This is a genomic window from Gordonia sp. YC-XJ4, assembly GCF_059511865.1.
Genome location: NZ_CM183447.1, coordinates 3,919,692 through 3,933,097, shown reverse-complemented (window position 1 = coordinate 3,933,097; position 13,406 = coordinate 3,919,692). Strand labels below are relative to the sequence as shown.

Below are 13,406 nucleotides of genomic sequence, written 5' to 3'. Positions count from 1 at the left end.
TCACCATGACCAGGTGGTGCTGACCACGAGGTCGTGACCCGGTGTCACCACCCGGGGAGCTGTGTTCAGTCCGTCGGGTGGTCCTGACTGCGGCTCCACACAGACCGCGTATTCGCGCATGTCGTACACCACCACCCATCGGGCGTCGCTACGAACGTGAATCCTTGAGTGCCCCGGCCATTCACAGACCACGTCCACCCCATCGGGCATGGCGAAGCAGTCGTCCCACGGTGGTTCCTGCGGTGCGATCTGTCGGCCGGTCGGCAGGTGATCGGAGCCGCGCTCCTCCTGCCATGCGGGGGCGAACCGCAGCTCCAACGAGCCAGCCGACTCGACGTCGAGATGTCGACGAAACCATGGATGCCATCCGGCCTGTGCGGGAAAAGGTCTGTCATCGGCGTGAATTCGCATCTGCAGCCGAAGTCTGTCGATGGTCAGGGTGATCTGGTGGGTGACGCTGCCCGGAAACGGCCATGACGGTTCGAGGCGCACGCCCAGGCTCGCCCGTGTGGTGCTGTGGTCGAGCACCTCCCAGCGATGGTCGCGGACCGTACCGTGCAGGGCATGTGGAGGATCGTTGCGGGGGAATCGATGATGCTCTCCATCGAAGTCGAGGAGTCCATCGCGCAGCCGTCCGCACCACGGGGCCATCGGAAAGCATCCGAAACCCGGTCCCTGATAGAGGTATCGGTTCCTTTGATGCGGAGCGAGGTCATCGATCCCGACGCCGGGCTGACGCCAACTGTTGCCTCACCGGACCGTAGGACGAGATCGCCGGGTGCCATGGGTCCACCGTATCGCGCCGAGGGGTAGCCTCGGTGGCACACGCGAGAGGGAGTGGGCGTGAGCACGACACACGAGACCAGCGATGTATCCCGTCGATATCGGTCGGTGCCGACGCCGGTCGATGATGTTCTCCTGCTTGCAGAGGGGGAGTGGCTGATCGGGCTGCATTTCGCCAATCACCGTATCCCTGAGTCGGAGTGGGGATCGCTGGCCGGTGACGACGACCCGGTACTGAGCCCGGCGGTCGCTCAGCTCGACGAGTACTTCGCCGGACTCCGGCAGGACTTCGATCTGCCGCTTCTACCGCGCGGGGGAGCGCTGGCAGAATCGATATGGCGACTCCTGCTCGACATCCCGTACGGCACGACCACCAGCTACGGTGCCATCGCGACGCAGCTCGGCGACCGGTCGCTGGCGCAGCAGGTAGGCCAGGCGGTGGGCCGGAATCCGATCGCGATCATCATTCCATGCCATCGGGTGATCGGCGCCGACGGTTCGCTTACCGGATTCGGTGGTGGGCTCGAGCGCAAGCGCATCCTGCTGAGTCTGGAGGAACCGTCCGCCGAGGACGCCGGTCGGCTGTTCTGAGGTCGCCCTCCCCCGATGGTCGAGGTGCCCTTTCTTGGTGGTTGAGGTGCACCTTTTCCTGGTGGTCGCGGTGCCCTTTTTCTGGTGGTCGAGGTGTGACGAGCGCTAGCGAGGAGTCTCGAGACCTGTTGAGCTACAGCTGGTTCCATCCCACAACGAGACCCCGTCACCGCGGATACGTGACAATCACCTGCCCCGTCCGTCGGCTTCGCCACTCCACCCGCCGATCGGTGTAGAGCGTCGGCACCCACTCGGCGAGGTGTTTGCGTTGGTGATCGGCCCGGCACAGTGGGATCAGGTCACCGAGCACCGTCCAGCCTCCGGCCTCGGGGTCGGTGTGGTTGAACGGTCGCCAATGATCGAGGTCGCACAGGTGTGACGGCATCCCGCAGTACGGGTATCGGCACCATGCGTCGTTGGCCAGCACCTCAGCGCGCAGTGTGGCGCTGGGTGCATAGGTCAATGCCCCAGGGGGTGGCACGGTGTGACCACCGTGTCCGGTCGGGTCGGCCGGTGGGGCTTGGGGCCGGTCGGAGATCTGCGGGATCAACGGTCCAGCCGTGCGTACGGATTCGGGGTAGTGGATGGTCTTCGCCACGTCGGCGAGGGTGGTGGCGTAGTCGCGGTCGATGGGCCCGTATCCCTGCAACCGGGGCACGAGAATCCCGTCCGGGTCCTTCAACACCGTCAACACAGGTGCGCCGGGCACCACCAAGGCCCGCCCGAACGCCACGGGCACCTCATCCGGGATCGGCTCGTCCAGGGGGTCGGGGATCTCGGGTTCGACGACCGGCTCCACCAACTCGACGTCGGGAGCGTCGGCATCGGCGGGTTCGGGCAGCAGGTCGTCCCATGCTGCCGCGTCCTCGGCGTCAGCGGGAGTTTCGGCCGACCCGTTGCTGTCGGTGCCGCCACCTCGTTTTGGGCAATCATCTTGTCCGCATTCGCAGTCGAGGTGGGCCCCCGGGACGCCTGTGATCTCCCCGAGGGCGATCACCCGCCTCGGCCCGAGACGACGCGGGTCCTTACGGCAGGTCCGTTCATCGATCAGCGCGTTGATCTGCGTGGTGAGAAACACCCCATAATGCGCAGGCACGACCGCGTCCAGAGAGGAGTGCCCCGCAACATCAGGGGTGATGGTCACGTGTCCCACCAGGTCGGTGATGGTGTCGCGGTCCTCGATGACACTGTCGGGGTTCATCGAAATCAGTGCGGCGTCGAGTTGTTGCGACAGCACTGGGTCGGTGGTGGCGCGGGACCCGTAGTCCAGGACGATCTCTTCGAACGACATCTCCGACTCGTCACCGGTATCGACGCTGTCGGTGTCGCTGTCGGTGTCGCTGTCCGCGCCGCGTTGGGCGGCGCGCGCCATGATCGACGCCCGGTTGGTGGACAGTTCACCGTTCAAATACGCAGCGCGGATCAGCGGGAGTTCTTTGAGGAGGTCCGCCAGCGCTATCCAACTGCCGGCTTTGCTTCGGGAGATCTTGAATTGCAGAGACACTTCGGCGCGTGCGAGTTTGTCGGCGTGCTCGATCACCGAGCCCCATACCTCGACCTCGGACTGTCCTGCCAAACGTTCGCGATACACCCGATCGGCCAGCGCGGCAGCTGCCAGGACCGCGCGCGCTTCATGTTTGCGGGACTGGCGCAACAACTCGGGGCCGGTCTCGGTGAGTTCGTCGCGCGACATCGATGTGATCGCGGCGGCGTCGGCTTCCGGGTCGGTGAACGTCAATGTGGTCGACATCCGAACAACCTCCCCTCCCGCGATCGGACTTGATGAGAACTAGTGTACGAAGGGGTACCGACAAAACCGGTCCGATGATCGCCAGGCTGGAGAAATCTGTGGACAACTTTCTCACTCATCGACTGGGCGCTCGATTACGTCGAGCGGATAGTGGATATGGTTGCGATACTTGCCATCTCGCCGGGTCTCGAGGCTCGCCGCACGCGGCTCGCACCTCGACCATCGGGGAAGGGGTAAGCGTCGGATGGCGGAAGCCCTCGACCATCGATCCAAAGAACCGATTGATGCTCCGGGCGTTTCCATCCGGTGGTCGAGGTGTCGAGGAGCGCCAGCGACGAGGCCTCGAGACCTCTGTCACCGATCATTGTTCGCATCATCCGCCGAGCCGAACCAGCACCGGTGCAAGCGGTCTCGAGGCTCGCCGCACGCGGCTCGCACCTCGACCATCGGGGGAGGGGCGAGCGTCGGTCAGGAAATGCGCCGTCGTTCTACTCCGGGCGTTTCCTTGTCACCGATCATTGTTCGCATCACCCGCCGAGCCGAACCAGCACCGGTGCAAGCGGTCTCGAGGCTCGCCGCACGCGGCTCGCACCTCGACCATCGGAGGGATGGAGGCGCTCGACAATCGGGGGATGGAGGCGCTCGACCATCGATCAGGGGGAGTCGGTCGGGATCGGGGACCACCGCCAGATCTTGGGTGGACGACCGCCGGCGGCGGGCGCGACGCCTGCTTCGGTGAGCGTGGTGATCCGGGCGAGGTCGCGATTGAGGTTGGCGCGGTGCACCTCTGCGCCGGTGAGTGACCGGGTGATCGTGACGGCGTCGGTGGCGGTGAACTGCGGGCCGGTGAGGCCGCGCGTGAAACCGAGGTCACGCCAGAGTTTCTCGGCAAGGATGGACCGGGTGGCGGTGATGATCTCGGCGTGATCGAACGCCGGTGGGTGGTCGCGGTCGATCGGTGTCCACACGGCCTGTTCCGTCCGGATGTCTGGCGAGTCCCAGAAGGTCGCCCACATGGCCACCGACAGTGACGGTCCGCGTGGATCTCGACTTGGCTCGTCGAAGGTCTTTAGTTGGCCGATCGCCGACGGCGGCTCGTTGACGCCGAGTTTCGTCAGAGCTCGTGAGGCGGCATCGGTGAGGCGCTCACCGCTGCGCACGACGACGCCGGGGAGGGCTCGCTCGCCGAGATGCGGTTCGGTCGTACGGCGATGGGTGGCGACGAGCACCGCGCGCGCCTCGGCGTCGTAGGTCAGCGCCACCACGTCGACGCTGACGACACTCAGGATGCCGGGCTCGGGCTGGGCCACGTGATACTCCTGTCGGTCCGTGCAGGCCCGGTCGCGCGGATCACGACGGGCGCCCCCGTCGCCTGCGAGATCAACTGTGCCACCCCATCGGCATCAGCCGGAAGCTGTCGTAGATCCGGCGTGGCGTGCGCGGCGATCTCGGTCAGCCGCGCGAGTGCGGTGAGGTCGCCCGCGCGCGTGGGTGACAGCGGGGTCGGATCACCGTCCCAGGTGTCCGCGACGCAAAGACCTGCGGTGCCGAGGATGTCGAGGTGCGAGACCGCGACACCGTCGAGCACACCCGCCACAGCCGCGGCATAGCGGAGCGCGGGAAGGTCGAGATGCCCTGTCCGCCAGGCACCCTGGTAGCGACCCTCACGGTTGTGGACGTCGGGTAACACGACATCGTCGCTCTCGGTGGGCATCGGACCGTACCCGTGACGTGTTGCGTAACACCGCGTCGTACCCAGAACGTACGGACGGTGGCCGGTGTTTCGCAGCCACTGCACGAGCGGCCCGGGCACGACCGTGGACCACGTGGTGTGCGGGTGAAAGCCGTGCCATTCGTCGAGGAGCGCTCCCTGCGATCCCTCGAAAATGGTGGTACCGGCATCGATCGTCGCGCTCAGGTAGGCGGGCATGTCGTCGACGACGCGAATCGAATCGGCGATCTCACACAGCGTGTCGGCGATGTCGGTGACCGAGTCGACGGGCGCCTCGGATTCGGATGCGGCCGCCAACAGCGGCCGTGCGTAGGCCGCCAGCGCGTCGAGGGCGCGGATCGTTGCTCGGCGATCACGCAGCAGGCCGAGAGTGGGCACAGCTGCATCCGGAGCGTCGGCATGCATCACGAAGTTGCCGACCCGCTGCCCCCGCCGGGCACCGGACTCCACTGCCATTGCGTAGGCGGTGGTCTCGCCGATACCCTCACCGGTGGAGCCATGACGGGCGTTGCCACGCAGCGCTTCTCGGGCGCGATTCATGGCGATGTGCAGCGGTGTGGTGACCTGGCAGCGGGTGTCGGCGGTGAGCAATCCGAACGGGTTGCGGATACCGGCGTCGGCCAGTTCCGCGGCCTCCTGCGCCAACCGCAGGGGATTGACCATCATCGGGGCGGTGAGCAGGGTACGCACGTCGAGGAAACTCGCCGACCCGAATTGCCGGAAGGTGTGGTGCCGGCTGCCGTGGCACACGTTGTGGGCGGCCTGTGCGCCCCCGGAAAACCGCACCACCGCAGTGGTATCGGGGATCATCGACGCCAAGAAGTCCACGGTCGCTCCCTTGGCCTCGTCGCCGTACCCGAGACCGACGACGATGACGGGAGCGCCGGGCGCGCGCCCGGGCAGGATCTCTGCACCGGGCGCGGCCGTGGTCGACGCCGTCGTGGTTCTCACAGGTCCGCCGGCAACGTGCCGGTCCCGGTGATCGGACGGGGAGTCACCTGCGCCAATGCCTTCCCGACCGCGGGTGCCGCGGCAGCACCGGCATCACGCAGATCGGCCATGCCCTCATCGACGGTGATGGCGTTCTCCATCACCCCGATGGTCAGCGCGATCAGATCGGCGACCCCGTCGGGATTGTCGAGCTTGAGGAATCGCTCGCCGACGATGGCCCGCCAGTGGTCCTCGATCTGCGGATCGTCGTAGTAGCTGGTCAGATTCGGCAGGATGTAGTGAATGTGGAAGCGCTGAGCCAATTCTCGATAGACGTCGGCGACGTCGCGATCCTCACCGATGTCGTCGCCGATGAACCGGCGTACGGAATCCGCGTAGAGCACATCCTTGTTCATCTCGTCGCCGATGAAGAACACGTGGCCCTTGCGGCCGCGCCGATCCCAGGCATCGGTGACGACCCGAGTGGCCAGGAAGTACGCGGCCAGTGCGTACCCCTCACGCTTGTCGCCTCCGCCGCCGCCCTCGAGGTAGATGTCGCGCAGCTGTTCGTCGATGCGGTTGTCGGACTCGAATTGGCCGATTTGTAGTGGCACGACATCGAATTGGTCGTCGCCGATGGCTCCGACCATGATCTGGGGATCGTCGACGTAGCCGCCGCGGGTCAGCAGACCGAGCAGATCGCCGAGACGTTTCTGGACGGTGATCGGCACGCGGCCCATCGAGCCCGTGACATCGAAGAGGACGACGATCGGGGTCGACCGGGGGTGGTCGATGCTGTCGCGTGACTCGCGTGTGGTGACGCCGTAGGCGTTGAGTGAGGGCGCCGCGACGCGCAGGTGACGTGGCGTCTCACGCATCCGGACCGAGTAGCCGAAGTCGGCGGCGCCGGCTGCCCGGCGGGCGGCCGCGGCGTTGCGAAATGCGCTGGTGTCCCAATAACCCTGTCCCATGATGGATTCCTTTCTGGTGGTGAAGATGTCGAGAATGGCTGTCACGCCGTCATCGGCTGTGGTCTCGGCAGCGTGAACGGCCGGAACCGGCGCGGACCGTAGAGCGCCGACAACAACAGGTCGTATTCGTGTAGCCAGGTGTCCGGGTCGAGAGTCTCGGCAGCACAGGCGAATGCTCGCTGTCGAGGACAGCGGTCGCCCAGCATGACGCCGAACAACCGTGCCACGGCGTTCCCGTCGCGTGCCGGCGGGCTGCCGTCCCCGGCGGTCGCGGGGCCGGTCCACCCTGTCAACACGACACCGTGTTCGTCGGGATGGATCAGAACGGAGTGGACGCCGAGGTTGCCGTGCGGACGGCCGGCTGCGGCAAGGGTCATGACGATGCGGCGCACCATCCACGCCCAGTCGCGGCCGTCGAGTCCGGCGGGATACGACGCGTGCACCTCGTCCAGGCAGACCATTCCGGCGGGTACACGGTAGGCGACCCAGGGATGGCCGTCGGTGACGGCGGTGTCGACGACGCACGGCGCGAAAGCCCGCATACCGTGGCCGGCCAGATGAGCGGCGACCGTTGGCAGCGCAACCACACTCGCGACGCCGGCGATGCGCCCGATCTCGACACGGATATCGGGGTCGTCGGTGCGATACGCGCTCATCTGGTCGGTGACCCAAAGGCGTTCGCGCAGAACGTGGGTGGCCGCCCCGCCCACGAATGCCGTGGTGTCACCGGTGCCCGACGCAGCCGTCACCGTCTCGCACCAGGCGCAATACAGCGCGTTGAGGGTCAGTGCGGCGTCGCGGGCAACCTCCGGCGACAGTCCGAGGATCGTCGCGCGGTCGGGGTGCACCGCGGCGAGCAGGGCGCGGTGACGGCGACGTGCCGCGCGCCGGGCGGACGGATCGGTCGGTGTTCCCGCGAACACGTCGTCGGGTCGGCGGGCGTTCTCGATCAGCCGGACGATCTCGAAGGGGTCGTACTCGTTCATGTCTTTTACTCTAATCGAGTAATAGTCAGGACGCAACGGTATCGGTCGAACAGCCGACCACAGACGGTCAGAGGTGGTCCAGCGCCGCCGCGAGTCGTCGGACGCCCTCGTCGAGTTCCGTCGGTGGCAGCGTCGCGAAACTCAGTCGCAGGTACTCGCCGAGATCGTCGGAGACGGCGAACGCACGTCCCGGCACGAAGGCGACGCCCTGGTCGACGGCGGCAGGCAGGAGGTTGGAGGTATCGACATCGTGCAGGCGCGCCCAGCAGAACATCCCGCCCTCCGGTGGGCGCCAGTCGATCCGGCCCCCGAGGTGGCGGTCGAGTGCATCGGTCAGCGCGGTTGCCCGAACCCGGTACTGCGCGCACAGGCGATCCACGTGGTCGGTTAGCCACCCGGTGTCGCTGAGCAGGTCGGCGGTCATCAGTTGACTGAACGCCGAGCCGCAGAGGTCGGCACTCTGACGCAGGCGCTCGACCATGCCGACGATCGACGGCGGTGCCTGCATCCAGCCCACCCGCAACGCCGGTGCGAGGATCTTCGACGCGCTGCCGAGTCGGATGACCCGATCGCCGGGGATCGGATCAATCGGGTCGCCGGTGAATCGCAACGCCCCATAGGGGTCGTCCTCGATCGCGAGAAAACCGTACTGATCGGCGAGTTCGGCGAGGCGTATGCGGGTCTGCGCGCTCGCGGTGACTCCTGACGGATTGTGAAAGTTGCTGACCGTGTGCACGATCCGGGGCCGTAGTCCGGACCGAAGCCGTGTCTCGAGCTCGGTGACGTTGGTGCCGGCGCCGGTGATGGGTAGGGCGACAATCCGGGCGCACACGGCTTGAAAGCTTTGCAGTGCACCCACATACACCGGATCGTCGACGACGACCGTCGATCCGGGATCGACGAGCGCCTGTGCCAGCAGCGAGAGTGCCTGCTGTGAACCATGGGTGATGAGGATCTGCTCGGGAGCGGCGCACTGCAGGTGGGCGATGGCCTCGCGGCACCGCGCAACGCCGGTGCTCGCCGTGTACTGGAGCGCCGAAGCGTCGGCGATCGCACGTTGCGCCGCAACCGCGATCCGTGCGGTGGGGATGAGATCGGTGGCAGGCAAACCGCCCGCGAGGCTGAGCACACTGGGCCGTTCGGTGACCGCGAGGAGATCTCGGATGGCCGACCCGCGGATCGACTTGAGGGCGCGCGATGGGGGAATGGACAAGGCAGACATGGGGCATCACTTCCGAAGGGCTGGTGGGGAAAGTGATGCGGGTGGTCACCGGATCGGCATCCAGGGTTCGATGCCTGACCAGACGGTAGCGCGCGGAATCCAAATGATGAAACCATAGTCCCATATATTGGGATGATCGACTGGTGGTGTGCGTCGCTGCGCATCGGGCGACACGCGACTTGACCTTGACGCGGCGTCAACGTGTGTACTGCGATCACCACAGGCGAGAAAGGGGTGCCGATGAGGATCGGGCAGGTGGCACGGCTGGCGGGCGTCAGCACGCGCACCATCAGGTACTACCACCGGCTCGGGTTGCTTCCCGAGCCGCCACGGGATTCCAACGGATACCGAAGCTACGCACTCGACGACGTGGTGGCTCTCCTGAGGATTCGTCGGCTCACCGCACTGGGATTGGCGCTCGATGAGGTCCGGGACGTCCTTGCCGAGGACGGGGCAGCCGACCTCGACGACGTATTGACCGAACTCGACGCCGACCTTGCCCGTCGAGCCGAGGCGATCCAGCGGCAGCGGCAACGGATCGCCGATCTACGCGGCACGTTGTCGGCCGGCGTGCTGCGGGATGAGGTCGCCGACATCGCGGACCGACTGGCCGAGATCTACTCCGGCGCGGAGACAACAGTGGAAATCGAGCATTCGCTGTTGGAGGTCTTCACCGAGCTCGATCCCCAGGTCACCTCGCTCTATCGTTCCGCCCTCGCCGACGAGAACATGGCAGCGCGTAGTGCCGAGCTCGCAACGCGCTTCGAGGCTTTGGCGATGGCCGACCCGGGAGACGACGAAGTGGAATGCCTGGCCCGCGACATCGTCGCCTGCAGCAGGGAACTCGGCAAGATGGCGCGTGGCGAACTCGAGAGAATCGACTTCGGGGGCCGGTTCGGAACCGACGATCTGCTCGACGCACTCACCGGCGCAGACGAACTGTCGGACGCGCAACGCCGATGCGTGCAGCGAATGGTGGCATTGGGCCGGCAGGCGTGGTCATGACGGCCGCGAAAAAGCTGATCGTGCGGCCGATACGCGCGGAAACGCGTCGAGTCGCGGCCCTGACCGCATGGGTCCGGCGTGCGAGACCACCGGGTGACGCCTTCGGCTACCACCGCGACCTTCACCTCATCCTGTGGACCGCCGGGATACTGACCGTGGTGGAAGGCGCTCTCACCCATCTGATCCTGGTGCTGATCTTCGGACATCCGCCATGGGTGTGGATCGTGTTGGGGCTGCACATCTATGGCGTGTACTTGTTGTTCGGACTGCTGGCCGGGATGATGACCCGCCCGCACACGGTCGACGGCCCGATCGTGCATCTGCGCAACGCGTCCGGGACACACGTGTCCTTCCCAGTCGCCGATGTCGACTCGGTCGTACTCGGCGAGCGCCCGGAGTTCGGCCATTCTCGCTGGCGGACAAGCGATGACGGCCGAACGGCCACGATCGCTTCCGGGCCGGCAGTACTTCGCGTCGACCTCGTCGAGAATGCCGGCGTCATCCTCGACGGCAGCCCGATGCCGCTGGCACCGAAGCATATTCATGTCAGTGCCGATGCCCCGCGGGAGTTCGCCGCGCGTCTCACCACAGCATTGTCGCGGCAGCCCGACGTCGGACGATGCGGGCCGGTACCGGCCGAGCACCAATAACCCTCACCGATGTCGTTCGACGCACCCAATCGGCAAGAAACTCGGTGTTGGTGCCCGGCCAGATGAGGTCGGCGCCCCCGGGCCACATGACCTCAGCGAGCACCGCCGCCCGGGCTCGGAGCAAACTCACAGCAGACGCGAAACTTCGAAGCCTATCGTCAGTAGTCATGGCCTCCTTCACCAGAGAACTCATCGGCCGGTATCCCGCCGCCGTCATCGGCTCGGGCCCACCGCTGGTGGTACTCACCGGACTGACCCCGTCCACGGGGATCACCGGCGATGGCTTTGTCCGGGGCTCATGTGCGCCGCTACGCGAGGTCACCGGTCGACAGTTGATCGTCATCAACCGTCGTCCCGGCCTCCGGTCGCCGATGACGATGGGTGAGATGGCCGACGACCTCGCCGAGTCGCTACGCGATCACCTCGATGGGCCGGCGGAGGTCTTGGGCGAATCAACCGGCGGCAGCATCGCGCAGCAACTCGCCGCCGACCACCCCGATCTCGTTGACCGGCTGATCCTCGTCAGCACCGGCTGCCGGCTCAGCGCATCGACGCGAGAGTTCCAGGCAACTGTCGGCGACCTCGTCGAACGTGGCGAGAATCGGCGGGCCATGGCGATGACGGTCGCCGATCTGGTGCCGCGAGGCACGCGGACGCTGGCCTATGGCGCGGGATGGCTGGGGGCGCACCGCATGATGGACGACGCGGCGGCTGCGGATCTCGTGACCACGATTCGCGCCGAGGACGGCTTCGACCTCGCGAAGGCGCCGACGATCAAGGCCCGTACCCTCATCGTCGGTGGCCGTCGAGACCGTTTCTACGACGCCGAATTGTTCTCCGAGACAGCGCGACTCATTCCGCACAGCACGTTGCTGATGGTCCCGCGCCGCGGCCACGTCACCGTGATGAGTTCGCCACGCGCGCGGATGGCCGTCGCCGGGTTCCTCGGCGCCTGAGTGGGACTCCGACGCCTCTTTTCGCAGCCCGGCCTTGCGAATTCACGCACGCTTGACGTAGAGGCCGGACATCCCCGAGATCGATCCGGACACGGTGATGATCGGTCCGCCAAGCTGCGACGGTGATCCGGCCTTGTCCTTGATCGACGACCATCCCGACCTCGATAGGTCCGGATAGCGGATCTCTTGATTGCGCCCCAGCTTGAGCTTCACGTTCGTGGCCGACACCTGCACCTCCAGGTCGAGGGCCGGCCCAAGGAAGACGGCGCTGGTGAAATCGAGATCGGCCGTACCCATCGACCCGGTGACGAGGATGCGTGGCGGTACCTCCCAGACGCCCTTGCGGCGCACGGTCTCCCAGTTCGCGTCGAGCTGCATCGGAGCAGTCATTGCGAATGACTCCGAGGCGGTCGTCTGCTCGTCGGGGAACAGCACCGCCGCAGTGGGCAGCCCGTCGACGGTCGCACGGAGCTCGCCGCGGTTGCGTGCCGGATACACCGCGCCCGAGCGGTCCTCGAACGCTGCGACGTCGAGATACCCCGACGAGAAGGCGTCGTTGAGGAGGCCGATAGCCCGCTCTCGTTCGGGATGGCCCACCAAGATGTCGTCTTTGTCGGTTTCGCCCATGGTCACATGGTAGGGGTGGCGGGCACTGGCCTGCCGGTACATCCGGCCCATGCCGCGGCGGAAAACCTGTCGCGGGTGGTGCCCGTAGGCGACTACAGTCGCCGCCATGGGAACGCTGAACAGCGCGCCGTCGTCGGCGCTCAACACGAACTTGGGTCGGCTGCGTCTCGCCTGACGGCGCGACGACTCATCATCTTTTTCTCGCGCCGTCGACCGAGATGTCCATGCACCTCGGCCGCGAGATCATCGCCGTGTGCGGTTCATCCGCCGCTGCCGGGGTGCTTCACGTCACGATCCACGCTGGAGCGCACCGTGCCCATCTCCTCATCTCATGGCGGACGCCATGAACTCGGACAGAACTTCCTCGTCCACCAGCCAACCATTCAACGCATCGTCGGTCTCGTCGACATCACCCACGGGCCCATCCTCGAAATCGGCTCAGGCGGTGGCGCGCTCACCGCTCATCTGGCCGCCCTCGACCGGCCGCTGACCGCCATCGACATCGACGCACGCCGCATACAGTCTCTGCAGCAACGGTTTCCACACATCCGTGCGCAGCATGCCGATGTACTCAGCCACGTCATCGACGCGCCGGTGGTCGTGGGCAACATTCCGTTCCATCTGACCACCGCCATCCTGCGCAGACTTCTCGGCAACAACACCTGGACCGACGCCGTTCTGTTGGTGCAGTGGGAGGTGGCACGACGCCGCGCGGGCATCGGGGGTGCCACCATGATGACGGCGCAAGCGGCGCCGTGGTTCGACTTCGCGCTGCACGGCCGTGTTCCGGCCCGCGCTTTTCGTCCGGCACCCACCGTCGACGGCGGAATCCTCACCATCACACGCCGCCGCCGGCCGCTGATCGATCCCCACGACCGACGTCGTTACGAACGGTTCGTTGGTGACGTCTTCACCGGCCGGGGTCGTGGCCTTGCGGCCATTCTGCGCCGCCGCGGCGGTGGTCGCGAGGTTGCCGGCGAGCTGCGCGCAGCGTTGATCCCCCCGAACGCTTTGCCGCGGGACCTCGATGTCGCGCAGTGGGTTTCGCTATGGAACTCGGTCGGCAGGCGTTGATCCGGGCCTCGCCGGTACGCGCGTTGAGGTGTTGGACAGGCGCCGCCGCCGTCGATGACTCCTCGGTGGCGAGCTTCCATCTTGTCGTCTCGCAGGTACGACCCGCAGGTGCAGCCAGGTTGGTCGATG

General features: G+C 66.4%; 13 protein-coding genes. 5 read left to right on the top strand and 8 right to left on the bottom strand.

Translation table 11 applies throughout. The features are described 5' to 3' along the window. Window positions 1-651: an aldose epimerase family protein gene (locus tag AC5ZH6_RS17625; RefSeq protein ID WP_265076725.1), complete on the bottom strand. Its 651-nt coding sequence runs from the start codon at window positions 649-651 to the stop codon at window positions 1-3. Window positions 652-837: 186 nt separating this feature from the next. On the opposite strand from AC5ZH6_RS17625, the gene AC5ZH6_RS17620 reads away from it, so the two are divergent. After that, window positions 838-1,374: a methylated-DNA--[protein]-cysteine S-methyltransferase gene (locus AC5ZH6_RS17620; protein ID WP_265076724.1), complete on the top strand. Its 537-nt coding sequence runs from the start codon at window positions 838-840 to the stop codon at window positions 1,372-1,374. A gap of 166 nt (window positions 1,375-1,540) precedes the next feature. Here AC5ZH6_RS17620 and AC5ZH6_RS17615 read toward each other — a convergent pair whose 3' ends face one another. The 6 genes from AC5ZH6_RS17615 to AC5ZH6_RS17590 form a co-directional block, all read right to left on the bottom strand. Beyond that, the gene (locus AC5ZH6_RS17615) at window positions 1,541-3,124 is read right to left on the bottom strand and encodes an HNH endonuclease signature motif containing protein (protein WP_265076723.1); all 1,584 of its coding nucleotides are present in this window, start codon (window positions 3,122-3,124) and stop codon (window positions 1,541-1,543) included. Between the two features lie 653 nt (window positions 3,125-3,777). Then, window positions 3,778-4,434, bottom strand: coding sequence for an NUDIX hydrolase (locus tag AC5ZH6_RS17610; protein WP_265076722.1), 657 nt, complete (start codon window positions 4,432-4,434; stop codon window positions 3,778-3,780). Beyond that, the gene (locus AC5ZH6_RS17605) at window positions 4,407-5,807 is read right to left on the bottom strand and encodes an adenylosuccinate synthetase (protein ID WP_265076721.1); all 1,401 of its coding nucleotides are present in this window, start codon (window positions 5,805-5,807) and stop codon (window positions 4,407-4,409) included. Before AC5ZH6_RS17605 ends, AC5ZH6_RS17610 begins: the two co-directional genes overlap by 28 nt. Beyond that, complete coding sequence (locus AC5ZH6_RS17600; protein ID WP_370530221.1) at window positions 5,804-6,757, bottom strand: hypothetical protein; 954 nt, start codon at window positions 6,755-6,757, stop codon at window positions 5,804-5,806. The genes AC5ZH6_RS17605 and AC5ZH6_RS17600 overlap by 4 nt, the downstream gene beginning before the upstream one ends. A 41-nt stretch (window positions 6,758-6,798) precedes the next feature. Next, entirely contained in the window at window positions 6,799-7,743 is a 945-nt protein-coding gene (locus tag AC5ZH6_RS17595; protein WP_265076719.1) for a hypothetical protein, read from the bottom strand. 67 nt (window positions 7,744-7,810) lie between these two features. After that, window positions 7,811-8,965, bottom strand: coding sequence for an aminotransferase-like domain-containing protein (locus tag AC5ZH6_RS17590; protein WP_265076718.1), 1,155 nt, complete (start codon window positions 8,963-8,965; stop codon window positions 7,811-7,813). Between the two features lie 240 nt (window positions 8,966-9,205). Here AC5ZH6_RS17590 and AC5ZH6_RS17585 point away from each other — a divergent pair, with 240 nt between their 5' ends. From AC5ZH6_RS17585 to AC5ZH6_RS17575, 3 genes are all read left to right on the top strand, one after another. After that, window positions 9,206-9,970, top strand: a complete 765-nt coding sequence (locus AC5ZH6_RS17585) for a MerR family transcriptional regulator (RefSeq protein WP_265076717.1) — start codon at window positions 9,206-9,208, stop codon at window positions 9,968-9,970. Then, window positions 9,967-10,620 carry a hypothetical protein gene (locus AC5ZH6_RS17580; protein WP_265076716.1) on the top strand — a complete coding sequence of 218 codons (654 nt, stop codon included), beginning with the start codon at window positions 9,967-9,969 and terminating at the stop codon, window positions 10,618-10,620. The genes AC5ZH6_RS17585 and AC5ZH6_RS17580 overlap by 4 nt, the downstream gene beginning before the upstream one ends. 167 nt (window positions 10,621-10,787) lie before the next feature. Next, window positions 10,788-11,576 (top strand): alpha/beta fold hydrolase, encoded by a 789-nt coding sequence (locus AC5ZH6_RS17575; protein ID WP_020170659.1) that lies wholly within the window; start codon window positions 10,788-10,790, stop codon window positions 11,574-11,576. Window positions 11,577-11,618: 42 nt separating this feature from the next. On the opposite strand, the gene AC5ZH6_RS17570 is transcribed toward AC5ZH6_RS17575, so the two are convergent. Beyond that, the gene (locus tag AC5ZH6_RS17570; protein WP_265076715.1) at window positions 11,619-12,203 is read right to left on the bottom strand and encodes a DUF1707 SHOCT-like domain-containing protein; all 585 of its coding nucleotides are present in this window, start codon (window positions 12,201-12,203) and stop codon (window positions 11,619-11,621) included. 318 nt (window positions 12,204-12,521) lie between these two features. Between AC5ZH6_RS17570 and erm the strand changes: the two genes are divergently transcribed. Next, a complete protein-coding gene (gene erm, locus AC5ZH6_RS17565) occupies window positions 12,522-13,277 on the top strand; it encodes a 23S ribosomal RNA methyltransferase Erm (RefSeq protein WP_265078054.1) in 756 nt (251 codons plus the stop codon). The last annotated feature ends 129 nt before the right edge of the window (window positions 13,278-13,406 follow it).

Coding starts and splice junctions, on each gene's coding strand:
- AC5ZH6_RS17625 (WP_265076725.1), bottom strand. CDS start 651: ATGGCCCCGTGGTGCGGACGGCTGCGCGATGGACTCCTCGACTTCGAT.
- AC5ZH6_RS17615 (WP_265076723.1), bottom strand. CDS start 3,124: ATGTCGACCACATTGACGTTCACCGACCCGGAAGCCGACGCCGCCGCG.
- AC5ZH6_RS17600 (WP_370530221.1), bottom strand. CDS start 6,757: ATGGGACAGGGTTATTGGGACACCAGCGCATTTCGCAACGCCGCGGCC.
- AC5ZH6_RS17595 (WP_265076719.1), bottom strand. CDS start 7,743: ATGAACGAGTACGACCCCTTCGAGATCGTCCGGCTGATCGAGAACGCC.
- AC5ZH6_RS17590 (WP_265076718.1), bottom strand. CDS start 8,965: ATGTCTGCCTTGTCCATTCCCCCATCGCGCGCCCTCAAGTCGATCCGC.
- AC5ZH6_RS17585 (WP_265076717.1), top strand. CDS start 9,206: ATGAGGATCGGGCAGGTGGCACGGCTGGCGGGCGTCAGCACGCGCACC.
- AC5ZH6_RS17580 (WP_265076716.1), top strand. CDS start 9,967: ATGACGGCCGCGAAAAAGCTGATCGTGCGGCCGATACGCGCGGAAACG.
- AC5ZH6_RS17575 (WP_020170659.1), top strand. CDS start 10,788: ATGGCCTCCTTCACCAGAGAACTCATCGGCCGGTATCCCGCCGCCGTC.
- AC5ZH6_RS17570 (WP_265076715.1), bottom strand. CDS start 12,203: ATGGGCGAAACCGACAAAGACGACATCTTGGTGGGCCATCCCGAACGA.